The following is a 20,447-nucleotide window of genomic DNA, read 5'->3' as shown; positions in this document are numbered from 1 at the left end:
GCAAGAGAAGGACATCATGGCGCCAGTGCAATTCCACCGGCTGCAGATCGCCGAAGTCGTCACGGAAACGGACCAGGCGCATTCGCTGGTATTCGCGCTGCCGGACGGCCTGCGCGATGCGTTTGCCTACCGTCCCGGGCAGTTCCTGACCCTGCGCGTGCCCGTGGACGGCGTGCCGCTGCAGCGCTGCTATTCGCTGTCGAGCACGCCTGAGGTGGACAACGCCCTGCGCGTGACGATCAAGCGCGTGCAGAGCGGGCGCGTGTCCAACTGGATCTGCGACCATCTGGGCGCGGGCGATACGGTCGAGGTGATGCCGCCCGCCGGGGTGTTCACCCCGCCTGCGCTGCATGGCGATTTCCTGCTGCTGGCCGGCGGCAGCGGCATCACCCCGGTGCTGTCGATCGCCAAGGCGGCGCTGCGCCACGGGCGCGGCGCGGTCACGCTGGTCTATGCCAACCGCGACGAACGCTCCATCATCTTCCGCGAGGCGCTTGCCGAACTGGCGCGCAGCCACCCAGGCCGGATGCTCGTGATCCACTGGCTCGACAGCGTGCAGGGGCCGCCGACGCAGCGCCAGATCGAGGAACTGGTGCGGCCGTGGAGTGTGGCACAGTGCTTTGTCTGCGGACCCGGCCCGTTCATGGACGGCGCCCAGGCCGCGCTGCAAGCACTGGGCGTGCCGCGCGGGCAGCTGCATGTGGAGCGCTTCGTGTCCTTGCCCGATGTGCCGGTGGCAAAGGCGCCGGCAAGCGGGGCCGCCAGCGCGGGGGACACCCCCCCGGCGTCCCCCGCGCCCGCGATGCGCGGTGCCGCACTGACCGTGCAGCTCGACGGCGAGACCCACCATGTCAGCGTGGCGCCGGACGAAACCGTGCTCGACGCGCTGCAGCGCGCCGGCGTGGCCGCGCCCAACTCCTGCCGCGCCGGGCTGTGCGGCGCCTGCATGTGCCAGGTGACGCAGGGCGACGTGACGCTCGGCGAGAACCATGTGCTCGACCGCGCCGACCTGGAGGCGGGCTGGACCCTGGCTTGCCAGGCCCGCCCGTCCAGCGGCGAAATCCACCTGAAGTTCCCGGATTGACATGACCCCATCTGACATCATCGACGCCATTGCGGCACCGGCCGGCCTCGACCTCGCCGCCGCCAACGACGACATTGCCGCGACCATTCCCGAGCTGGTGCGGCGCGCGGCCAGGCGCCACGGCGAGCGCATCGCCATCCAGGAAGACGGGCTGCGCCTCACCTACGCCGCGCTCGACGCCAGCCGGATACAGGCGGCCAGGGCGCTGATGGCGCTGGGCGTGCAGCCCTGCGACCGCGTTGCCGTCTGGGCGCCAAACTTCTCCGAATGGATCATCGCTGCGCTGGCCACGCACAGCATAGGCGCGGCGCTGGTGCCGCTCAACACGCGCATGAAGGGGGCCGAAGCCGGTGCCGTGCTGGCCGACAGCGGCGCGCGCCTGCTGTTCTGCGTCGACGGTTTCCTCGGCGAAAGCTATCCGCAGATGCTGGCGCCGCACCGCCCCGCCACGCTGGAACGGCTGGTGATCCTGCGCCCCGGGCAGGGCCGGGCGCCGGGCCCCGACGAGCTGGCATGGGAGGCCTTCCTCGCGCTGGCGCCACAGGCGGACATGGCGGCGTTCGCCAAGCGCGAGGAAGGCGTGCGCGGCGACACGCTGATGGACATCATGTTCACCTCGGGCACCACCGGGCGCCCCAAGGGCGTGATGACCGCCCACGCGCAGAACCTGCGCGCCGTCGACGGCTGGGCCGCCATCACCGGGGTGCGGCCGGGCGACCGCTACCTGATCGTCAATCCGTTCTTCCATACCTTCGGCTACAAGGCCGGATGGCTCGCCGCGCTGTCGCGCGGGGCCACGGTGCTGCCCCACCTGGTGTTCGACGCCGAGGCCGTGATGACGCGCGTGGAGAACGAACGCATCACGGTGCTGCCCGGGCCGCCGACGCTCTACCAGACCCTGCTCAACGCGCCGCGCCTGCGTGAGTTCGACCTGTCATCACTGCGTGTCGCGGTGACCGGCGCCTCGGCGATTGCGCCCGCGCTGATCCAGCGCATGCGCGACGAACTGGGCTTCGACACCATCATCACCGGCTACGGCCTGACCGAGTCGTGCGGCTTTGCCACGCTGACCCGCGCCGGCGACGACGCCGAAACCGTCGCTGCCACCTCCGGCCGCGCCATGCGGGGCATCGAGATCCGCTGCATTGACGGGCAGGGGCAGCCGGTCGCCACCGGCGAGCCGGGCGAGGTGCTGGTGCGGGGCTACAACGTGATGCAGGGCTACTTCGGCCTGCCCGAAGCCACCGCCGAAGCTATCGACAGCGACGGCTGGCTGCATACCGGCGATGTCGGCACGCTCGATGCGCGCGGCTACCTGCGCATCACCGACCGCATCAAGGACATGTTTATCGTGGGCGGCTTCAACTGCTACCCGGCGGAGGTGGAGAAGCTGCTGGTGGCGCATCCGGCCGTGGCCCAGGTGGCGGTGGTGGGCATGCCGCACGAGCGGCTGGGTGAAGTGGGGCGTGCCTACGTGGTGCTGCGCCACGGCGCGCGCGTGGACGCCGAAACCCTGATCGCCTGGGCGCGCCGGCACATGGCCAACTACAAGGTGCCGCGCGAGGTGCTGTTCGTGACGTCGCTGCCGGTCAGCGCGGCAGGCAAGGTGCTGAAGTACCAGTTGCGCGAAGCCTGATGAACAAGGAACCGATCATGACCGACATTGCTGCCATTGCCGACCGCGTCGCGCGGCTTGAAGCCGCGGAGGCGATCCGCGCGCTCAAGCTACGCTACCTGCGCGCTTGCGATGACAAGGACCCGGACGCGATGCGTGCCTGCTTCGTGCCGGACAACGCGCATATCCACTATGACCGGATCGGCAGCTTTGCCGGCCGCGAGGCGCTGGTGCAGTGCTTTGCGGAGCTGGCGTGCCGGCCGACGTTGCGGGAGATGCATTTTGCGGGGCAGGCGGATATCCGTGTGCTGGATGACAACACGGCGCAGGGTAGCTGGGATCTGGCCTACCTGGCGCTGGATGATGCCAGTGGTTCGCGTACCTTCCTGACCGGGCGCTATGCGGATGAGTATGTGCGGGTTGATGGTGCCTGGCTGATCCGGTCGACGGGGTTCACGACGGGGTTGTTGTCGCAGGGAGGGTAGGAGGGCCGCGCTTGTTTGCTCCCCTCTCCCGCTTGCGGGAGAGGGGAGCGCATGCAAGAGGTGGTGGCAAGTTCCAACGCTCGCGCGCGCCCAATTCCTATTCCACAATCGCCGGATGCACCGGTGGCGGCCCGCCCAGTGCCTGCCGGTACGACGGCGGCTGCACCCCTTCGGCATCGACGATGCCATAGGCCAGCGCCGCCTCGGCGCCGATCAGCACGCGGCCGGATTTGTCCATCAACGCGGGATCGCGATACAGCGCATCGATAATGCGGCCCGTGAACTCCGGCGTCTCCGCCACCGGCGCGAAGCCCGCGTACTTGTCCGGATGCTTCTCCCATACCCGCAGCGTGCGGGCCGTGCGCAGTGGCCCCATCCACAGCGACACCGCCGCGACGCCGCAGGGCCGCAGGTCGACCGCCATGTCGTGCGCGAACTTGTCGATGCCCGCTTTTTGCGCCCCATAGGCCGGACCGTGCATATAGCAGTTGGCGCCGAATGACGAGGTGAACACGATCAGCCCGCGGCCCTGCGCGGCCATGATGGGCGCGGCATGCCAGCTGGCGACGTAGCCTGAGCGCAGGCCCACGTCGAGGATGCCGGCCATCTCCAGCGGCTTCTGCCAGAACGGCCCCGGCATGATGAGCTCGTCGTGCAGGAAGGTCGCATTGTTGACCAGGATGTCGATCCGACCGGATTCCTCGCCCACACGCCCGAACAGGCGCGCCACCTGCGCATCGTCGCGATGGTCGCACGCGACCGCGATGCCGCGCCCGCCCAGCGCATCGATCTCGCGCGCCGTGGCGTGGATGGTGCCGGGCAGCGGCGCGCTGCCTTCCTGCTCGGTGCGTCCGGTCACGTACACCGTAGCGCCTGCCGCGCCGAGCGCCAGCGCGATGCCCTTGCCGGCACCGCGCGAGCCGCCCGTGATGACGGCGACGATGGCCTGTTCCGCCTGCTTCATGTGTGTCTCCTGTGTCATTGATGTCATCGAAGCTTGGGGCGGGCGCGGCGTCGTTACATCCTTCGTTCGGACTACTCGGTACCCGGTCCGGATACTCCACGCGGACGATGGCCCCCGGCCCGGCAAGACCGACGATAGTCCCCATCCCAACGACTGCCCGCGCGGCGTATCGCGGCGCTGGCGGTCACAACAAGGAGTGAGACTGGCCATGTCCGAACTGGAGTGCAAAGAAGCCATCCATGCCCTGACCTGCCGCTATGCGCAGGCGGTGGACCGGCGCGATTTCCCGAAACTAGCAGCGCTGTTCACGGCGGACGCATGGCTGAGCGGGCCGGGCTTCCGCATGGACGGACCGCAGGCGATTGCTGACGGCATGGCATCGCTCGGGCAGTACAGCGCCACGCAGCATCACGTGCACCAGCAACTGGTCGAAGTCGATGGCGATACCGCGACCGGCGAGACCTATTGCGTGGCCAACCACCTGTACGAGCAGGACTGCGTGCCGCGCAAGCTGGACTGGGGCATCCGCTACCAGGACCGCTTCGTGCGGCGCGACGGCCAGTGGCGCATTGCCGCGCGCGAGCTGTTGGTGGACTGGACGCAGGACCTGCCGCTGCGGGGGGCATGATGACGACCCGTGTACTGGAAGGCAAGACGGCCCTCGTCACCGGCGGCGCCGGCGGCATCGGCGCGGCCAGCGCGCTGGCGCTGCTGCGCGACGGCGCGGCGGTGGTCCTCATGGGGCGGCGGCGCGAAGCGCTGGAGGCGGCACGGCGCAGCCTGCGCGCGCAGGTGGCCGGCGCCACCGTGGCAATCAGCGTCGGCGACGCTTGCCGCGAGGATGACGTGCAGGCCGCGCTGCAGCAGGCCTGGGAGCTGGAGCGGTGCCTCGACATCGTGGTCGCGACCGTTGGCGGCGGCGGTTTCCGTCCGCTGCTGATGCATGACGCGGCCTCGCTGATGGCGGAGCTGGAGCTGAACATCGCCAGCGCGTTCCTGGCGGTGCGCCACGCGTCGCCGCTGATGGCACCGCGTGGCGGCGCGATCGTCTGTATCTCGTCGAACGCGGCGCGCATGACCTGCCGCTGGCTGTCGGCATACTGCGCCGCCAAGGCGGGGCTGGAAGCGTTCGTGCGCGCCGCGGCCGAGGAGCTGGCGGGATGCGGCATCCGCGTCAATGCGGTGCGGCCGGGGCTCACCCGCTCCGGCGCGACCGGACCGATGTTCGACAACCCGGCCATCCTCGACAAGTTCGTCGCGCAGATGCCGCTGGGCCGCGCCGGCGAACCGGACGACATTGCCAGCGCGGTGCGCTACCTGGCGGGGCCGGAATCGGGCTGGGTGACCGGACAGAGCATCGCCGTGGACGGCGGCAGCGAGCTGCGCGGCAATCCCATCCTCGATGAAACCGTGGCGGCGGTGTATGGCGAAGCCGCGCTGCAGGCCGTGCTAGCCGGCAGGATTCCCGAAGCCGGCTGAAGCCGGCAACCCAAGGAGATAAGCAATGAATCAAGTCAGGGACAAGGTTGCGCTGGTCACCGGCGCGGCCAGCGGGGTAGGGCGCGCCGACGCGCTGCTGCTGGCGGCCGAAGGCGCGCGCGTGGTCATCAGCGATGTCAACCAGGAGGCCGGGCAGGCACTGGCCCGCGAGATCGGGGATGCGGCCATGTTCGTGCGCCACGACATTGCCAGCGAAGAGGACTGGCGCAAGGCCATGGCCGCCACACAGGACCGCTTCGGCCGGCTCGACGTGCTGGTCAACAATGCGGCCATCTGTCCGCTCGGGTCGATCGAGGAAACCTCGCTCGACAGCTGGCGGCAGGTCATGCGCGTCAATGCCGACGGCTATTTCCTGGGCTGCAGGTTCGGTGTGCAGGCAATGAAGGGCAACCCCGCCGGGGGCTCCATCGTGGTGATGTCGTCGGTGGCGGCGCTGGGCGGGCTGCCGATGATGTGCGCATACAGCGGCGCCAAGGGCGCCGTTACCGCGCTGACGCGCAGCGTCGCCGTGCACTGCAAGCAAAGCGGCTACCGGATCCGCTGCAACTCGATCCATCCCGATGGCGTCTGGACGCCGATGACGCAGGCGCTGGTGCCGGACCTGGATCCGGCCGCGCTCGGCATCGGCACCGACCCGATGGCACGCATGTGCCAGCCGGAGGATGTGGCCAACCTAGTCCTGTTCCTGGCTTCGGACGCGTCGCGCTTTATCAATGGCGCCGAATTGCGCATCGATAACGCGCAGTTGATCTCGGGGCTGTAAGAGCCGCTGCGGCGGCCGGCGCAAGCAGGCCGCCGCAGCGCCGAGCTAGCTGTACTGCGCCACGATCTCGCCGACCGTGCGCAGGATGTCGCGGCGCCGATAGCCGAGCAGGGCGGTCTCGGCCGCATCCGGCTCGTAGTAGAGGGTGTTGCCCCTGCCGAAGCAGATGGCCGAGTCCGGCAGCAACGGGTGCTCCTGGTCGATGACAGGCGGCACCGGGCGGCCCGCGTCGCGGAAGAAGGCGCCGAAATAATCCTGGAACGACAGGTTCTCGTCACCTACCAGGTAAGCCTTGCCGTTTTCACCGCGCAACAGCGCGCCTTCGATCGCTTCCGAGAGCGAAGTGGCCGAGATGAAATTGACGCCGCCGGGCGGCGCGAAATCCGGCATCGGCGCAAAGTTGCCGCGGGCGTAGTCGGTATAGGCCTTGAACATCGGGACCATCAGGCCCGGCACCGTGCCCACGACGAATGGCGCGTTCACGCTGCTCACGCGGAAGGCATCGGTGGCCAGCGCGCGCACGCCTTCATCGGCCAGCTTGCGCGAGCGGATATAGGCGTTGTCCTCGGCCAGCTGCGGCTGCGCCTGCGGGTAGAAGCTGCCGACGTAGACGGCGACCCGGATCCCGGCAGCGCGCGCCGCGCGCAGGAAACGCGGCACGCCCTCGATGTTGGCGCGTTCCCAGTGTGCGGCTTCGTCGCCGCCAGGCGGCACGTGGCGCACGTCGTTGCCGGCGGCGAAGACCAGCGCGTCGAAGGCGCCGAGCTGCGCGGCCGGCACGTCGTTGGCGATGTAGTCGCAGCGCAGGAAGTCCAGCCCGCCCAGCGCCGTGCCAGCCGCGGGGCGGTTGCGCCCCGCGATGGTGACCTCGTGCCCGCGGCTGCGCAGGTGCAGGGCCGCGTGGCCCCCGATCATGCCGGTGCCGCCGACGATCAGTATCTTCATGCTTGTCTCCTTGGTGGGGTGGTGTGGCCGCGGTGCGCGGCCATCAGAGGTTCATGCCGTTGCCGGCGATGACCGGCATGTTGGTCCACGCGCCCTTGGGGTCGCGATACCAGCCGGCCGCGGCCAGCGCGCCGCCATTGACATGCAGCGCCGTGCCGGTGATCCAGGCCGCGCGCGGGCTGGCCAGGAACAGGATGCCGTCGGCAATGTCGCGCGGCGTGCCGAAGCGGCCCAGCGGAATCCAGCGCGGGATATGGTGCTGGTGTTCCGCCGCGACCATCTGCGACACCGGAACCTGCGGCGTTTCGGTGGTCTCGGGGGCGATCAGGTTGACGCGGATGCCCGCCGGCGCCAGCTCCAACGCCAGGCTCTGCGTGAAGCCGGTGATGGCAGCCTTGAAGGCGCCGTAGACGCTGCAGTACGGAATGCCGCGGAAGGCCTCGATCGACGACACCGTGACGATGCTGCCGGCAGCACTGCGCCGCAGCAGTGGCAGCATGGCGCGCGTGACGGTGAAGACGTGGCCCAGGTTGGCGGCGTAGAGGCTGGCGATCTCGTCGTCGGCATAGAGCTCGAACGGCTTGGCGATGCGCAGGAAATCGCCGACGTTGTTGACCAGCACGTCCAGCACTCCGAAACGCTGTTCGACCTGCGCAGCCAGTTCGCGCACGATGCCGGCATCGGTGGCATCGCCCTGTACCACCAGCATTTCCGTGCCGGGCTTGTTCAGCAACTCCCGGGCCTGCTCGGCGCGCTGTTCGTCGATCTCGATCAGCGCCACGCGCGCACCCTGTTCCAGGAAGGCTTGCGCGGCGGCGAGCCCGATGCCGGCGCCGCCGCCGGTGACCAGCACGGTCTTGTCGGTGAAATCCATCTGAGTCGTTCTCCTTCGGTTGCACTGTGGTGTGCGGCCATTTGATCGGCGGCAGGCGCGATGGGCATCGTCCGATTGCAGGTCAGGGAAAACACTTAGATGGCGCGAACCAGGGCAAACAAGAGCGCCGCGTGACGGACATCGGCAGGCAGCCTCCCTATAATCTGCGCTGCCCAGGTGCCGCAGAGCACCGGTCAGTCCACGCATGGGGTGTGGAAACAGGAGACAGACAATGTTGATGGCGACCGTTGAGGCGCAAGGGGTGGCGTCGCCCTGGTTTGCGCAGTCCGGACTGAGCCTGCCGCATTTCAGCGCGCTGCTGGCGGCGGTCTATGAAGGGCCGATGGAACCCGTGCCCTGGGGCCGCGCGCTGGAAATGCTGCGCAAGCAACTTGGTGCCAGCTATGTGAGCTTCATCCTGCGCTCGCCCGCGAGCGACCGCAGTGGCATCGCGGTGCACGCGTCGCAGCACGGCACTTCGCTGGAGGCCGAGGCGTCGTACAACACCTACTACTACGCCATCGATCCCTTTATCAACCTGCCTACCGACCGGGCCGTGACGGTCGACGAAGCGATGGGCCCCGGCAACTGGTGCCGCAGCGAGATCTACCGGCAGTTCCTGCAGCCGCTTGGCGTGCGCTACCTGCTGGGCGCGGACATCCGCACCGAAGACGGGGTCGAGTGCCGGCTGCGCGTCTGCCGCCAGCACGACGCGCAGGACTTCTCCGAGGTGGACAAGGCGGCCTGCGCCACCATCCTGCCGCACCTGAGGCGCGCGGTCCGGCTGCATTCCAGGCTGGATGTGGTCGAATCGGAGCGCAGCCTCTATGCGGGCGCGATCGACCGCATGCTGGTGGGCATGGTCATCCTCGACGCAGCCGGCGCAATCCTGAAGAAAAATGCGGAGGCCGATGAGATCCTGGCGGAGAACGACGGCATCCGCCTCAATGGCGGCAACTTCGAGATCGCCTACGCACAGGAAAGCCGCAAGTTCCAGTACCTGCTGCGCCGCGCCCAGATGGGGCACCACGGCAGCGCGCCGGCGCTGGCCGAAGCCATGTCGATCACCCGCCCCTCGGGGCGCGGCAAGCTGGGCGTGCTGATCCGCACCATTCCGCTCAGCGAATGGTCGGAAGACCACCGGCATCGCCCGGCCTGCGCTGTCTTTATCCGCGATCCCGAGCGCAAGTCGCGCGCCTCGCACGAGGTGGTGCGCAAGCTGTTCGACCTCACGCCCGCCGAGACCGCACTGGCACTGGTGCTTGCCGACGGCATGACGCTTGACGAAGCCGCCGAGGCGCTGGGCACCAGCAAGAACACGGCGCGCGCCCACCTGCGCGCGATTTTCTCCAAGACCGGGGTCACGCGGCAGGCCACGCTGGTGCGCATGCTGCTGAGCAGCGTCGTGACGCTCGGCTGAGCGCCATGGCTTGATCCACGCACGCGTGTTCCAGGACGCGCGTAATGCCCTTATGGCCCGATGATCGGTCCTCCTAGTCCGAATGGAGGATGAGACCCGCCATCCGCGCCCCTAGCATGCATCCGACAAGCGGGCGCGGCACACGGACGGCACCTCAGACGGACGCAGCGGCGCGTGCTGTCCACGCCCGGTCCTGTTCTGCGCACGCATCAACCTGTCCGGCCCCGGCCGGCACCAGTACCAGGGAGCGTGGAGCATGGAAAAAGTCATCTATATCGTCTGGCGCGAATCTCAGACCGAGCCGGGGGAGTTCGCGCGCCGGCTGCGCACGACGCTTGCGGACAAGCTATTGGCGCTGGGCGCGCGCGGACTGCAGGTGAACGTGGCCGATGACGCGGTGTTGCCGGCCGCGGGCCTGCGCCAGGCGAATACCCGCCCGCAGATGGATGGGCTGGTCTCGGTCTGGATGGACAGCGCCATCGACTGCCTGCGGCAGCCGTTCGACCAGGCGATCGAGGCCGCCGTGGGCCGCATGGCCGGCTACCTTGTGACGGAGTCCCAGCCCATCCGCAATACACGTTTCCCGGCCGCGCCGGGCGAACGCACGCCCGGCTTCGCGCAGCTTGCCTTCCTTACCCGGCCGCCCCGGCTTACGCCGCAGGCCTGGCTGGACATCTGGCACAACCACCACACGCCAGTGGCGGTCGAGACCCAGGACAACTTCCTCTACGTGCAGAACGTGGTGGTGCGGCCGGTCACCTACGCCGCGCCGCACTACGACGCCATTGTCGAAGAGGGCTTCCCCGATGCGGCGATGACCGACCCGCAGGCGTTCTTCGACGCGGCCGGCGACGAAGGCAAGTTCCAGCGCAACCTGCAGGCCATGATGGAAAGCTGCCAGCGCTTCATCGACTTCGACAAGATCGACGTGATTCCCACCAGCCAGTACCTCGTGCGCCCGGCGGCGGCCTGACGCCCGCGCCGGACCGGCTAGTCCCACTGGACGATGTGCCGGGCCGCAGCGCACGGAAGAATGGTCCCATCAGCCAACAGTGGCAACGAACCTGAGGAGACCGGCATGTTGGATATCCGTGCGCTAGGCTACATCGTGGTCGAGTCCACCGACCTGGGGCAATGGCGGCACTATGCCGAACAGGTGCTGGGCATGGCCTGTTCCGGCGCCCCCGGCGGTGCGCTGTACGTGAAGATGGACGAGCGCGACTACCGCTACCTGGTGGTGCCGGGCGCGCGTGACCGCTACCTGGCATCGGGCTGGGAGCTGGCCGACGAGTCGGCCTACCGCCATGCGCTCGACACGCTGCGCCAGGCCAAGGTGGAGGTCGTGCACGCCAGCGCCGCGGAACTGGCACAGCGCCGCGTGCAGGCCATGGCCTGGTTTTCCGATCCCTCGGGCAACCGCCATGAGATCTCCTGGGGCATGCGCTCGGACTTCCTGCGCTTTGTCTCGCCGCTGGGCGTGCCGCGCTTCATCACGGACCCGATGGGGGCGGGCCATGCGGTCCTGCCCGCGCCGGCCTTCGACGAGACCTATGCCTTCCTGTGCGAGGTGATGGGTTTCGGCCTGTCCGACATCTTCCGCGTGCGCTTTACCAACGACCCGGCCGAACCGGAAAAGCGCATCCACTTCCTGCATTGCGGCAACGCCCGCCACCACAGTCTGGCGATCTTCGAGATGCCGTCGGAATCCGGCTGCATCCACGTGATGGCCGAGGTCCCCGACATGGCCGAGGTGGGCCGCGCGCTGGACCGCGTGCAGCAGCACGGCGTGACGCTCTCGGCCACGCTGGGCCAGCACTGCAATGACCGCATGACTTCCTTCTACATGAAGACCCCCGGCGGCTTCGACCTCGAATTCGGCCACGGCGGCCTGGTGGTGGACTGGAGCCACCACGCGGCCTACGAGGCCACGCGCGTCAGCCTGTGGGGACACGACTTCAGCATCGGATACCGCTAAACACACCATGACCAAGACAATCGACAAGACCATGAGCGCGGCCGACGTGGTCGGCCGGCTCGCCGATGGCATGACCATCGGCATCGGCGGCTGGGGCCCGCGCCGCAAGCCGATGGCGCTGGTGCGCGAGATCCTGCGCTCGCCGCTGAAGGACCTGAGCGTGGTCGCCTACGGCGGCCCCGAGGTGGGCATGCTGTGCGCGGCCGGCAAGGTGCGCCGGCTGGTGTTCGGCTTCGTCTCGCTCGACGTGATTCCGCTCGAGCCCTACTTCCGCCAGGCGCGCGAGCGCGGCGTGCTGGAAGTGACGGAGCTGGATGAAGGCATGCTGCAGTTGGGCCTGCGCGCGGCGGCCGCGCGCCTGCCGTTCCTGCCGACGCGCGCCGCGCTGGGCACCGACGTGCTGGACATGAACCCCCAGCTGAAGACGGTGCGCTCGCCCTATGCCGACGGCGAAGTGCTGGTGGCGATGCCGGCAATCAAGCTCGATGCCGCGCTGTTGCACGTGAACGACAGCGATGTGCTCGGCAACACCCGCATCGACGGGCCCGATCCGTTCTTCGATGAATGGTTCGCACGCGCCGCGCACCGCTGCTATGTGAGCTGCGAAACGCTGCACCCGCGCCTTGAGGATGAAGACCTGGCGCGCGCGCGCAACAACGCCTTCGAGCGCTCGCTGGTAAGCGGCGTGGTGCACGTGCCCGGCGGCGCCCATCCCACTTCCTGTGCGCCGGCCTACGGCTGGGACCTGCCCGCGCTGAAGGCGTACTGCGCCAGCGCCGAGGCCGAGGACGGCTTCCGCGCCTACCGCGACGAGGTGGTGGGCGCGAGCGAAGCGGCCTACCTGGAGCGCATCGGCGGCCTTGGCCATGTGCACGACCTGCCGCTGCCGGTACTTTGAACCCGCCAACCCAAGGAGCGACCGTGAGCGCCACTTATGAATTCACCCGCGCCGAGCTGATGATTGCCGCCGCCGCCCGCGAATGGCGCGACGACGGCGAGGTGCTGGCCACCGGCATCGGCACCGGCCCGCGCATCGCCGCCGGCCTGGCGCGGCTTGCGCACAATCCGGGCCTGCTGCTGACCGACGGCGAGGCCTACCTGGTGGAAACGCCGGTGCCGCTGGGCCCGCGCGAGCCGGGCTACAAGGTGCGCGCCAGCGGCTGGATGGGCTACTCGCGCGTGTTCGACTGCCTGTGGGGCGGGCGGCGCCACGCGCTGGTGATGCCGACGCAGATCGACCGCTTCGGCCAAACCAATATTTCCTGCTTGGGCGGCACGCATGCGCAGCCCAAGACCCAGCTGCTGGGCGCACGCGGCTTTCCCGGCAACAGCATCCACCACGCCAATTCCTTCTTCGTGCCGGCCCACGGCACGCGCGCGTTCGTCGCCGGTGAAGTCGACATGGTCTGCAGTGCCGGCTACAACCCGGCCCGCCAGTTGGAGGGCATGCGCAGCTTCGTTGACCTGCGCGTGATCGTCACCGACCTGTGCGTGATGGATTTCGGGGGGGCTGACCATGCCATCCGCGTGCGCTCGCTGCACCCGGGCGCGAGCTTTGACCAGGTGCAGGCGGCCACGGGCTTTGCGCTGGCGAATACACCCGGCGAGGCCCTGCCGGAGACGGCGCCGCCGACACCGGAAGAGCTGCGGCTGATCGCCCAGCTTGATCCGCACAACCTGCGCGCGGCAATCGTGCGCGGCAATCCTTCCGGACGCGTGTGAGGCCGACATGACAACGCCAGCTTTCGAAGCCATCAGTCTTGGCCCCAATGCCGAGGTGCTCTACCAGGTCGCGGACGGCATTGCCACCGTGACCATGAACCGGCCGCAGTTCCACAACGCGCAGAACTCCAAGATGACCTACGCGCTGGACGAGGCCTACCGGCGCGCCGCCGCGGACGACGCGGTCAAGGTGATCGTGCTGCGCGGGGCCGGCAAGCATTTTTCGGCCGGGCACGACATCGGCACGCCGGGACGCGACATCAATGTGTCGTTCGAGCGTGCCTCGCTCTGGTATGACCATGTCAACAAGCCGGGCGGCGAGTTCCTCTATGCCCGCGAGCAGGAGGTCTACCTGGGCATGTGCCGGCGCTGGCGCGAACTGCCCAAGCCGACCATCGCCATGGTGCATGGCGCCTGCATTGCCGGCGGGTTGATGCTGGCGTGGGTGTGCGACCTGATCGTGGCGTCGGACGATGCCTTCTTTGCCGATCCGGTGGTGCGCATGGGCATTCCCGGCGTGGAATACTTCGCGCATCCCTACGAGCTGCATCCGCGCATCGCCAAGGAGTTCCTGTTCCTGGGCGAGCGCATGGGCGCCGAACGCGCCGAGCGCATGGGCATGGTCAACCGCGTGGTGCCGCGTGACGCGCTGGAAGACACCGTCTACGGCATGGCCGCCAAGGTCGCGCAGATGCCGCGGCTGGGCCTGACGCTGACCAAGCAGGCGGTCAACCATGTGGAAGACCTGCAGGGCAAGCGCACCGCGATGGATGCCGTCTTTGCCTGGCACCACTTCGCCCATGCGCACAATGAACTGGTCAGCGGCGACAAGCTCGGCGGCTATGACGCGCGCGCCATGGCCGCTTCGCAACGCACCGGCGGCGAGGACAAGGCATGAGCACCGCGAGCCTGCACACCGTGCTGTGCGACCTGCTGGGCTGCCGCTACCCCATCGTGCAGACGGCGATGGGCTGGGTGGCGGATGCGAAGCTGGTGGCGGCCAGCGGCAATGCCGGGGCCTTCGGCTTCCTGGCCGGCGCCACCATTCCGCCCGGCGAAGTCGAGCGCGAGATCCTGCGCGTGAAGGCGCTCAGCGACCGGCCCTTCGGCATCAACTTCCACATGTTCCAGCCCAACGCGGATGAAGTGATCGAGATGGCGATCCGCCATCGCTTGCGCGCCGTCAGCTACGGGCGCGGCCCGGACGCGAAGATGATCGGCAAGCTCAAGGCGGCTGGGGTGGTCTGCATGCCGACCGTCGGCGCGGCCAAGCATGCGGCCAAGGCCGTGGCACTGGGCGCGGACGTGGTCACCGTGCAGGGCGGCGAGGGCGGCGGCCATACCGGCGGCACGCCGACGACGCTGCTGCTGCCGCAGGTGCTGGACAGCGTGAGCGTGCCGGTGGTGGCCGCCGGCGGCTTCTTCGACGGCCGCGGACTGGCTGCGGCACTGGCCTACGGCGCGGCCGGCGTGGCCATGGGCACGCGCTTCCTGATGTCGGCCGAATCGCCGGTGCCGGCGCCAACGCTGGAGCGCTACGTCAAGGTGCGCGACCCGGCCAGCATCCGCGTATCGCTGGCCATTGACGGCCTGCCGCAGCGAATGATCGACAACGACCTGCTGCTGGCGCTGGAGAAGGCCGGTCCGCTGCGGCGCACCTGGCTGGCGCTGGCGGCCGCGCGCAAATGGCAGGCGCGTACCGGCATGCGCAGCGCGCAGATGCTGGCCACCGCCTGGCGCGCGATGCGCGAGCAGGACTACAGCGCCGCCCAGACCCTGATGGCCGCCAACGCGCCGGTGCTGATCCAGCGCGCCATGGTGGAGGGATGCCCCGATGAAGGCGTGCTGCCCAGCGGCCAGGCAGCCGCGGCGATCCGGGCCATCGAATCCTGCGAGCAGATCGTGGCCGGCATGGCCGCGCAGGCGCAGGCGCGCCTTGCGGCGCTGGCTGGCGCCGCACTGGCTGCAGCGGCCTGACCCACAGACAGAGGAAACCATGCAAACGAACAAAAAGACCGGGCCGTTCCGCATCGACACCGCCGACGGCATCGCCGAACTGGTGATCGACCATGCGCCCGTCAATGCGCTCGACAGCGCCGGCTGGCATGCGCTGGCCGCCGCGATCGACCAACTCGGCACCGATCCCGCCGTGCGCGTGATCGTGCTGCGCGGCGAAGGCCGCGGCTTCTGCGCCGGCGTCGACATCAAGGAGCTGGCCGCGCACCCGCAGCGCATCGTCGATGTCAACGCCGGCAACTACGCCACCTTCCGCGCCGTGCACCGCAATCCCAAGCCGGTCATCGTGGCCGTGCACGGCTTCGTGCTGGGCGGCGGCATCGGCATCTGCGGCGCGGCCGACATCATCGTGGCCGCGGATTGCGCGCGCTTTGGCGTGCCGGAGATCGACCGCGGTGCCATGGGTGGCGGCGCCCACCTGCAGCGCATGTTCGGCGTGCAGAAGGTCAGGGCGATGTACTTCACGGGCGAGATGATCGATGCCGCCGAGGCGTACCGGCTGGGCGCGGTCGAGCGCGTGGTGCCGCGCAGCGAGTTGCGCGACGCCGCCATGACGCTGGCCCGCCAGATCGCCGCCAAGAGCCCGGCCATGCTGCAGCTGGCCAAGGAAGCGCTCAATGGCGTGGAAGACGGCAACCTGGAGGACAAGTACCGCTGGGAACAGGGTTTCACGCTGCAGGCCTATATGAGCGCCGATTCCGGCGAGGCGCGTGCCGCCTTCGTCGAAGGCCGCGAAGCCCGCTTTGCGCAGGGGGAGCGCGATGCAGCTTGAATACACCGACGCCCAGCGCGCCTTCCGCGCCGAGGTGCGCGACTGGATGGCCGCGCACGTGCCGCGCACGCCGCTGGCGAGCTTCGATACCGAAGCGGGCTTCGCCCAGCACCGCGCCTGGGAAGCCACGCTCAACCAGGGCCGCTGGAGCATGGTCACGTGGCCGGCCGAACTGGGCGGGCGCGGCTGCGACCTGATCGAGTGGCTGATCTTCGAGGAAGAGTACTGGCGTGCCGGCGCGCCGATGCGCGTCAACCAGAACGGCATCTTCCTGCTCGGGCCCACGCTGATGGAATTCGGCACCGAGGCGCAGAAGGCGCGCTTCCTGCCGCGCATGGCCTCGGGCGAGCATGTCTGGGCGCAGGGCTGGTCCGAGCCGAACGCAGGCTCGGACATGGCCGCGATCCGCTGCAGCGCGATCCGGCAGGGCGATGACTATGTGATCAACGGCCAGAAGATCTGGTCGACGCGGGCGGTGTGGGCGGACTGGCTGTTCGGCCTGTTCCGCACCGACCCGGCCTCGACGCGACACCATGGCCTGACCTTCATCCTGATGCCGCTGGACACGCCCGGCATCACCGTGCGCCCGATCCGCCAGCTCAACGGCCAGACCGGCTTTGCCGAGATCTTCTTCGACGACGTGCGCGTGCCGGTGGAAAACCGCCTGGCCGCCGAAGGCGCCGGCTGGCAGGTGGCCATGGCCACCGCCGGCTTCGAGCGCGGCCTGATGCTGCGCTCGCCGGCGCGCTTCCAGGAAACCGCACGCGCGCTGGTCAGGCTGTACCAGGCCAACCGCGAGGCGGCGGACCGCGACCCCTCGCTGCGCGAGGCAGTGCTGCGCGCCTGGATGGACGCCGAGGCCTACACGCTGTCCACCTACGCCACCGCGAGCCGCCTGGTGCGCGGCGGCCATATCGGCGCGGAGTCGAGCACGAACAAGGTGTTCTGGTCCGAGCTGGACATCCATATGCACGATACCGCGCTGGCCATCCTGGGGCAGGCGGCAGAGGTCGCGCCCGACGGCCAGCCGCCGGGTTCGCTCGGCCACTGGCTGGACGGCTTCCTGTTCTCGCAGGCCGGCCCGATCTATGCCGGCACCAACGAGATCCAGCGCAACATCGTCGCCGAGCGCCTGCTCGGCATGCCGCGCGCATGACGGCACCCCGGGGAAAACACCATGGATTTCGCATTGACCGAAGAACAAGAACAGTTTGCCGAGGCGATCCGGCGCTTCCTGATGACCGAGATGACGCCCGAGCTGACGCGCGAGCTGTGGGCCACCGAGTCCGGCCGCTCCGACGCGCTGTGGCGCCAGCTTGCCAACCAGGGCCTGACCGCGGTGATGGTGCCGCAGGAGCAGGGCGGACTGGGGCTGGGGGACGTCGAATGGGCGCCGCTGGCGCAGGCCTGCGGCTACTTTGCGCTGCCCGAGCCTTTGCTCGACACTGCGCTGGTGGCGGCGGGGCTGCTGCGTGACGCGCTTGCGGCGGCGCCGAACGCCTCGGCGCGCGAGCGCTGCGCCACGCTGCTGGAGCGCATCGCCGCCGGCGATGCCCGCGTGGCGGTGGCGCATCCGCAAGAGCGGCTGGTCGCTGACGCCCATGTGGCCGACGCCATCCTGTGCGCGCACGAAGGTGCCGTGCACCTGCTGCGGCCCGACCAGGCCGTGCTGACGGCGCGCACCGGGCTCGATCCTTCGCGCCGTCTGTTCGAGCTGGCCTGGACGCCGGCCGCGGATACCGGGCTGATTTCGTCCGGCAGTGGCCTGTGGGACAGCGCGCTGAACCGCGGCGCGCTCGGCGTGGCCGCGCAGCAGCTGGGCCTGACCCAGCGCATGCTGGACCTGGCGATCGACTACAGCGCGCAACGCAAGCAGTTCGGCAAGGCCATCGGCGCCTACCAGGCGGTCAAGCACCTGCTGGCCGACGTGGCGATCCAGCTTGAATTCGCCCGGCCGGTGCTGCTGCGCGCCGCCGCGGCGCTGGCGCATGGCCTGCCCGATGCGGGCCTGCATGTCTCGCACGCCCGCGTGGCCGCCGCGCGCTGCGCCTGGAGCGCGGCGCGCCAGGCCATCCAGGTGCATGGCGCAATGGGCTACACCTGGGAGCTGGACCTGCAGATCTTCACCAAGCGGGCCTGGGCCCTGGCGGGAAGCTGGGGCGACCGTGCCTTCCACAAGGCGCGCATTGGCGCGCACATCCTTGACGGCGCGCATGACATCGGCGCTGGCGCCACCTTCGCCTGAATCCAAAGAGAGCAAAGACCATGAAAGACGCCTATATCGTTGATGCCCTGCGCACGCCCACCGGGCGCCGCAAGGGCGGACTGTCGCACATGCACGGCGCCGACCTGGGCGGCTTCGTGCTGGCCGAGCTGGTGCGCCGCAACGGCATTCCCGCCGAGGACTATGACGACGTGGTGTTCGGCTGCGTCGACACCATCGGCCCGCTGGCCGGCAATATTGCCCGCAGCGCGTGGCTGGCTGCCGGCCTGCCGCTGACGGTGCCGGGCGTGACCGTGGACCGGCAGTGCGGCTCCTCGCAGCAGGCCGTGCACTTTGCCGCGCAGGCGGTGATGAGCGGCACGCAGGACGTGGTCATTGCCGGCGGCGTGCAGACCATGACCCAGATCCCGATCTCGTCGGCCATGCTGGCGGGGCAGGCGCTGGGTTTTGCCGACCCGTTCTCGGGCAGCAAGGGCTGGCAGGCACGCTTTGGCGATGCGCCGGTGTCGCAATTCCATGCCGCGCAGCGCATTGCCGATCACTGGAAGTTGTCGCGCGAGGCCATGGAAGTCTACGCGCTGGAAAGCCACCGGCGCGCCGCTGCGGCCATCGAAGGCGGCCGCTTTGGGCGCGAGATCGTGCCGTGCGAAGGCGTGAAGCATGACGAGACCCCGCGCCCCGATACCACGCTGGCCAGGATGGCTGCGCTGGAACCGCTGATGCCCGGCAGTTCGCTGACCGCGGCCGTGTCCAGCCAGACCGCCGATGCCGCCGCCGCGCTGCTGATCGTCTCGGAAGACGCGCTCAAGCGCTACCAGCTCAAACCGCGCGCGCGCATCGCGCATATGAGCGTGCTGGGAGATGACCCGCTGTGGATGCTGACCGCGCCTATCCCTGCGACCAAACGCGCACTGGAGCGCAGCGGCCTGCGCCTGGCCGATATCGACGTGGTCGAGATCAATGAAGCGTTCGCCTCGGTGGCGATGGCATGGCTGGCCGAGACCGGCTACGCGGCCGAGCGCACCAACCCCAACGGCGGCGCCATCGCACTGGGCCACCCGCTGGGCGCCACCGGCGCGCGCCTGATGACCACGCTGCTGCATGAGCTGGAACGAACCGGCGGGCGCTACGGCCTGCAGACCATGTGCGAAGGCGGTGGCCTGGCCAACGTCACCATCATCGAACGCTTGTAAGGAGACCGCCATGGGAATCTGCGACGCACGCACCGTCATCATCACCGGCGCCGGCGGCGGGCTGGGCCGTGCCTATGCGCTGGCCTTCGCCGCCGAGGGCGCCAATGTGGTCGTCAACGACATCCGGCTCGAGGCGGCCGAGGCCGTTTGCGCGGAGATCCGCGCGGCCGGCGGCAGCGCACTGGCCAGCGCTGACGACATCACGCAACTGGCCATCGCGCAGCGCATCGTCGATGCCGCGGTCGAGGCCTTCGGCGAGGTGCATGTGCTGGTCAACAACGCCGGCATCTGCCGCGACCGCATGTTTGTCAGCCTGACCGAAGCGGACTGGGACGACGTCATGCGCGTGCACCTGCGCGGCCACTTCTGCCTGGCCAACCTGCTCGCCAAACGGTGGCGCGATGCCGCCAAGGCCGGCCGCGCCGTCGATGCGCGCATCATCAACACCAGCTCCGGCGCAGGCCTGCAGGGTTCGGTCGGACAGTCGAACTACGCCGCCGCCAAGGCCGGCATTGCCGCGCTCACGCTGGTGCAGGCCGCCGAGCTGGGCCGCTATGGCATCACCGCCAATGCCCTGGCGCCGGCGGCGCGCACCGGCATGACCGAAGACGTGTTCGCCGACATGATGCGGGCGCCGGCCGCCGGCTTTGACTACTATGACCCGGCCAACGTCGCGCCGCTGGTGGTGTGGCTGGGCAGCGCCGCGTCCGCGCAGGTCAACGGGCGCATGTTCGAGGCGGCCGGTGGCATGGTCTCGGTGGCCGACGGCTGGCGCAGCGGACCTAAGACCGACAAGGGATCGCGCTGGCAGCCGGCCGAACTGGGCGCAGCCGTGGCGGAACTGCTGGCGCAGGCGCAGCCGCCCCAGCCGGTCTACGGCAGCTGAGCGCGACGG

21 protein-coding genes are annotated in these 20,447 nt (G+C 69.3%); 18 read left to right on the top strand and 3 right to left on the bottom strand.

All coding sequences use genetic code 11. The features are described from left to right. Positions 1-16 precede the first annotated feature (16 nt). From AC3WL8_RS12105 to AC3WL8_RS12095, 3 genes are read left to right on the top strand one after another with little or no spacing between them, the layout of a single operon-like run. The gene (locus AC3WL8_RS12105) at positions 17-1,084 is read left to right on the top strand and encodes a ferredoxin--NADP reductase (protein WP_211979692.1); all 1,068 of its coding nucleotides are present in this window, start codon (positions 17-19) and stop codon (positions 1,082-1,084) included. Between the two features lies 1 nt (position 1,085). Continuing rightward, positions 1,086-2,720: a FadD3 family acyl-CoA ligase gene (locus tag AC3WL8_RS12100; protein WP_211979693.1), complete on the top strand. Its 1,635-nt coding sequence runs from the start codon at positions 1,086-1,088 to the stop codon at positions 2,718-2,720. Beyond that, on the top strand, positions 2,720-3,184 hold the full coding sequence (locus AC3WL8_RS12095) for a nuclear transport factor 2 family protein (RefSeq protein ID WP_013952287.1): 465 nt from the start codon (positions 2,720-2,722) through the stop codon (positions 3,182-3,184). The genes AC3WL8_RS12100 and AC3WL8_RS12095 overlap by 1 nt, the downstream gene beginning before the upstream one ends. 97 nt (positions 3,185-3,281) lie before the next feature. Here the strand turns inward: AC3WL8_RS12095 and AC3WL8_RS12090 are convergent, their stop codons facing one another. Continuing rightward, positions 3,282-4,148: an SDR family NAD(P)-dependent oxidoreductase gene (locus tag AC3WL8_RS12090; protein ID WP_211979694.1), complete on the bottom strand. Its 867-nt coding sequence runs from the start codon at positions 4,146-4,148 to the stop codon at positions 3,282-3,284. 208 nt (positions 4,149-4,356) lie between these two features. On the opposite strand from AC3WL8_RS12090, the gene AC3WL8_RS12085 reads away from it, so the two are divergent. The 3 genes from AC3WL8_RS12085 to AC3WL8_RS12075 are packed head-to-tail and all read left to right on the top strand — an operon-like array spanning position 4,357 to position 6,411. Then, on the top strand, positions 4,357-4,776 hold the full coding sequence (locus tag AC3WL8_RS12085) for a nuclear transport factor 2 family protein (protein WP_013952288.1): 420 nt from the start codon (positions 4,357-4,359) through the stop codon (positions 4,774-4,776). Next, complete coding sequence (locus AC3WL8_RS12080; RefSeq protein WP_371827368.1) at positions 4,773-5,627, top strand: SDR family NAD(P)-dependent oxidoreductase; 855 nt, start codon at positions 4,773-4,775, stop codon at positions 5,625-5,627. Before AC3WL8_RS12085 ends, AC3WL8_RS12080 begins: the two co-directional genes overlap by 4 nt. Positions 5,628-5,652: 25 nt before the next feature. After that, positions 5,653-6,411: an SDR family oxidoreductase gene (locus AC3WL8_RS12075; RefSeq protein WP_153953835.1), complete on the top strand. Its 759-nt coding sequence runs from the start codon at positions 5,653-5,655 to the stop codon at positions 6,409-6,411. Between the two features lie 45 nt (positions 6,412-6,456). Here AC3WL8_RS12075 and AC3WL8_RS12070 read toward each other — a convergent pair whose 3' ends face one another. Together AC3WL8_RS12070 and AC3WL8_RS12065 are read right to left on the bottom strand one after the other, a co-directional pair. Beyond that, a complete protein-coding gene (locus AC3WL8_RS12070; RefSeq protein WP_013952292.1) occupies positions 6,457-7,356 on the bottom strand; it encodes an NAD-dependent epimerase/dehydratase family protein in 900 nt (299 codons plus the stop codon). A gap of 43 nt (positions 7,357-7,399) precedes the next feature. After that, positions 7,400-8,230: an SDR family NAD(P)-dependent oxidoreductase gene (locus AC3WL8_RS12065; RefSeq protein WP_492378311.1), complete on the bottom strand. Its 831-nt coding sequence runs from the start codon at positions 8,228-8,230 to the stop codon at positions 7,400-7,402. Between the two features lie 232 nt (positions 8,231-8,462). On the opposite strand from AC3WL8_RS12065, the gene AC3WL8_RS12060 reads away from it, so the two are divergent. The 12 genes from AC3WL8_RS12060 (at position 8,463) to AC3WL8_RS12005 (ending at position 20,438) form a co-directional block, all read left to right on the top strand. Continuing rightward, complete coding sequence (locus AC3WL8_RS12060) at positions 8,463-9,650, top strand: helix-turn-helix transcriptional regulator (RefSeq protein WP_013952294.1); 1,188 nt, start codon at positions 8,463-8,465, stop codon at positions 9,648-9,650. Between the two features lie 256 nt (positions 9,651-9,906). Next, the gene (locus AC3WL8_RS12055; RefSeq protein WP_013952295.1) at positions 9,907-10,623 is read left to right on the top strand and encodes an EthD domain-containing protein; all 717 of its coding nucleotides are present in this window, start codon (positions 9,907-9,909) and stop codon (positions 10,621-10,623) included. A gap of 105 nt (positions 10,624-10,728) precedes the next feature. Next, entirely contained in the window at positions 10,729-11,625 is an 897-nt protein-coding gene (locus AC3WL8_RS12050; protein WP_013952296.1) for a VOC family protein, read from the top strand. A gap of 7 nt (positions 11,626-11,632) precedes the next feature. Beyond that, positions 11,633-12,523, top strand: a complete 891-nt coding sequence (locus tag AC3WL8_RS12045; RefSeq protein WP_013952297.1) for a CoA transferase subunit A — start codon at positions 11,633-11,635, stop codon at positions 12,521-12,523. A 23-nt stretch (positions 12,524-12,546) separates the two neighbouring features. After that, positions 12,547-13,347, top strand: coding sequence for a CoA-transferase subunit beta (locus AC3WL8_RS12040; protein ID WP_013952298.1), 801 nt, complete (start codon positions 12,547-12,549; stop codon positions 13,345-13,347). 7 nt (positions 13,348-13,354) lie between these two features. After that, complete coding sequence (locus AC3WL8_RS12035; RefSeq protein WP_013952299.1) at positions 13,355-14,245, top strand: enoyl-CoA hydratase; 891 nt, start codon at positions 13,355-13,357, stop codon at positions 14,243-14,245. After that, a complete protein-coding gene (locus AC3WL8_RS12030) occupies positions 14,242-15,324 on the top strand; it encodes an NAD(P)H-dependent flavin oxidoreductase (RefSeq protein ID WP_013952300.1) in 1,083 nt (360 codons plus the stop codon). Before AC3WL8_RS12035 ends, AC3WL8_RS12030 begins: the two co-directional genes overlap by 4 nt. Before the next feature lie 19 nt (positions 15,325-15,343). After that, positions 15,344-16,135, top strand: coding sequence for an enoyl-CoA hydratase family protein (locus AC3WL8_RS12025; RefSeq protein ID WP_013952301.1), 792 nt, complete (start codon positions 15,344-15,346; stop codon positions 16,133-16,135). After that, complete coding sequence (locus AC3WL8_RS12020; RefSeq protein WP_013952302.1) at positions 16,125-17,291, top strand: acyl-CoA dehydrogenase family protein; 1,167 nt, start codon at positions 16,125-16,127, stop codon at positions 17,289-17,291. Before AC3WL8_RS12025 ends, AC3WL8_RS12020 begins: the two co-directional genes overlap by 11 nt. Before the next feature lie 21 nt (positions 17,292-17,312). Continuing rightward, the gene (locus tag AC3WL8_RS12015) at positions 17,313-18,380 is read left to right on the top strand and encodes an acyl-CoA dehydrogenase family protein (RefSeq protein WP_153953829.1); all 1,068 of its coding nucleotides are present in this window, start codon (positions 17,313-17,315) and stop codon (positions 18,378-18,380) included. A 20-nt stretch (positions 18,381-18,400) separates the two neighbouring features. Then, on the top strand, positions 18,401-19,552 hold the full coding sequence (locus AC3WL8_RS12010; protein WP_153953828.1) for an acetyl-CoA C-acetyltransferase: 1,152 nt from the start codon (positions 18,401-18,403) through the stop codon (positions 19,550-19,552). A gap of 10 nt (positions 19,553-19,562) precedes the next feature. Next, positions 19,563-20,438 (top strand): SDR family oxidoreductase, encoded by an 876-nt coding sequence (locus tag AC3WL8_RS12005; RefSeq protein WP_013952305.1) that lies wholly within the window; start codon positions 19,563-19,565, stop codon positions 20,436-20,438. Positions 20,439-20,447 lie beyond the last annotated feature (9 nt).

The sequence above is a fragment of the Cupriavidus sp. FW305-F7 genome (genome assembly GCF_058782875.1).
This window is presented reverse-complemented; position numbering and strand designations above follow the sequence as displayed.

Excerpts from the sequence above, each read along its gene's own strand:
- AC3WL8_RS12015 (WP_153953829.1), top strand. The coding sequence starts at position 17,313 with ATGGATTTCGCATTGACCGAAGAACAAGAACAGTTTGCCGAGGCGATC.
- AC3WL8_RS12045 (WP_013952297.1), top strand. The coding sequence starts at position 11,633 with ATGACCAAGACAATCGACAAGACCATGAGCGCGGCCGACGTGGTCGGC.
- AC3WL8_RS12020 (WP_013952302.1), top strand. The coding sequence starts at position 16,125 with ATGCAGCTTGAATACACCGACGCCCAGCGCGCCTTCCGCGCCGAGGTG.
- AC3WL8_RS12080 (WP_371827368.1), top strand. The coding sequence starts at position 4,773 with ATGATGACGACCCGTGTACTGGAAGGCAAGACGGCCCTCGTCACCGGC.
- AC3WL8_RS12070 (WP_013952292.1), bottom strand. The coding sequence starts at position 7,356 with ATGAAGATACTGATCGTCGGCGGCACCGGCATGATCGGGGGCCACGCG.
- AC3WL8_RS12090 (WP_211979694.1), bottom strand. The coding sequence starts at position 4,148 with ATGAAGCAGGCGGAACAGGCCATCGTCGCCGTCATCACGGGCGGCTCG.
- AC3WL8_RS12065 (WP_492378311.1), bottom strand. The coding sequence starts at position 8,230 with ATGGATTTCACCGACAAGACCGTGCTGGTCACCGGCGGCGGCGCCGGC.
- AC3WL8_RS12055 (WP_013952295.1), top strand. The coding sequence starts at position 9,907 with ATGGAAAAAGTCATCTATATCGTCTGGCGCGAATCTCAGACCGAGCCG.
- AC3WL8_RS12060 (WP_013952294.1), top strand. The coding sequence starts at position 8,463 with ATGTTGATGGCGACCGTTGAGGCGCAAGGGGTGGCGTCGCCCTGGTTT.
- AC3WL8_RS12095 (WP_013952287.1), top strand. The coding sequence starts at position 2,720 with ATGAACAAGGAACCGATCATGACCGACATTGCTGCCATTGCCGACCGC.
- AC3WL8_RS12010 (WP_153953828.1), top strand. The coding sequence starts at position 18,401 with ATGAAAGACGCCTATATCGTTGATGCCCTGCGCACGCCCACCGGGCGC.
- AC3WL8_RS12075 (WP_153953835.1), top strand. The coding sequence starts at position 5,653 with ATGAATCAAGTCAGGGACAAGGTTGCGCTGGTCACCGGCGCGGCCAGC.
- AC3WL8_RS12085 (WP_013952288.1), top strand. The coding sequence starts at position 4,357 with ATGTCCGAACTGGAGTGCAAAGAAGCCATCCATGCCCTGACCTGCCGC.
- AC3WL8_RS12005 (WP_013952305.1), top strand. The coding sequence starts at position 19,563 with ATGGGAATCTGCGACGCACGCACCGTCATCATCACCGGCGCCGGCGGC.
- AC3WL8_RS12025 (WP_013952301.1), top strand. The coding sequence starts at position 15,344 with ATGCAAACGAACAAAAAGACCGGGCCGTTCCGCATCGACACCGCCGAC.
- AC3WL8_RS12100 (WP_211979693.1), top strand. The coding sequence starts at position 1,086 with ATGACCCCATCTGACATCATCGACGCCATTGCGGCACCGGCCGGCCTC.
- AC3WL8_RS12030 (WP_013952300.1), top strand. The coding sequence starts at position 14,242 with ATGAGCACCGCGAGCCTGCACACCGTGCTGTGCGACCTGCTGGGCTGC.
- AC3WL8_RS12050 (WP_013952296.1), top strand. The coding sequence starts at position 10,729 with ATGTTGGATATCCGTGCGCTAGGCTACATCGTGGTCGAGTCCACCGAC.
- AC3WL8_RS12035 (WP_013952299.1), top strand. The coding sequence starts at position 13,355 with ATGACAACGCCAGCTTTCGAAGCCATCAGTCTTGGCCCCAATGCCGAG.
- AC3WL8_RS12105 (WP_211979692.1), top strand. The coding sequence starts at position 17 with ATGGCGCCAGTGCAATTCCACCGGCTGCAGATCGCCGAAGTCGTCACG.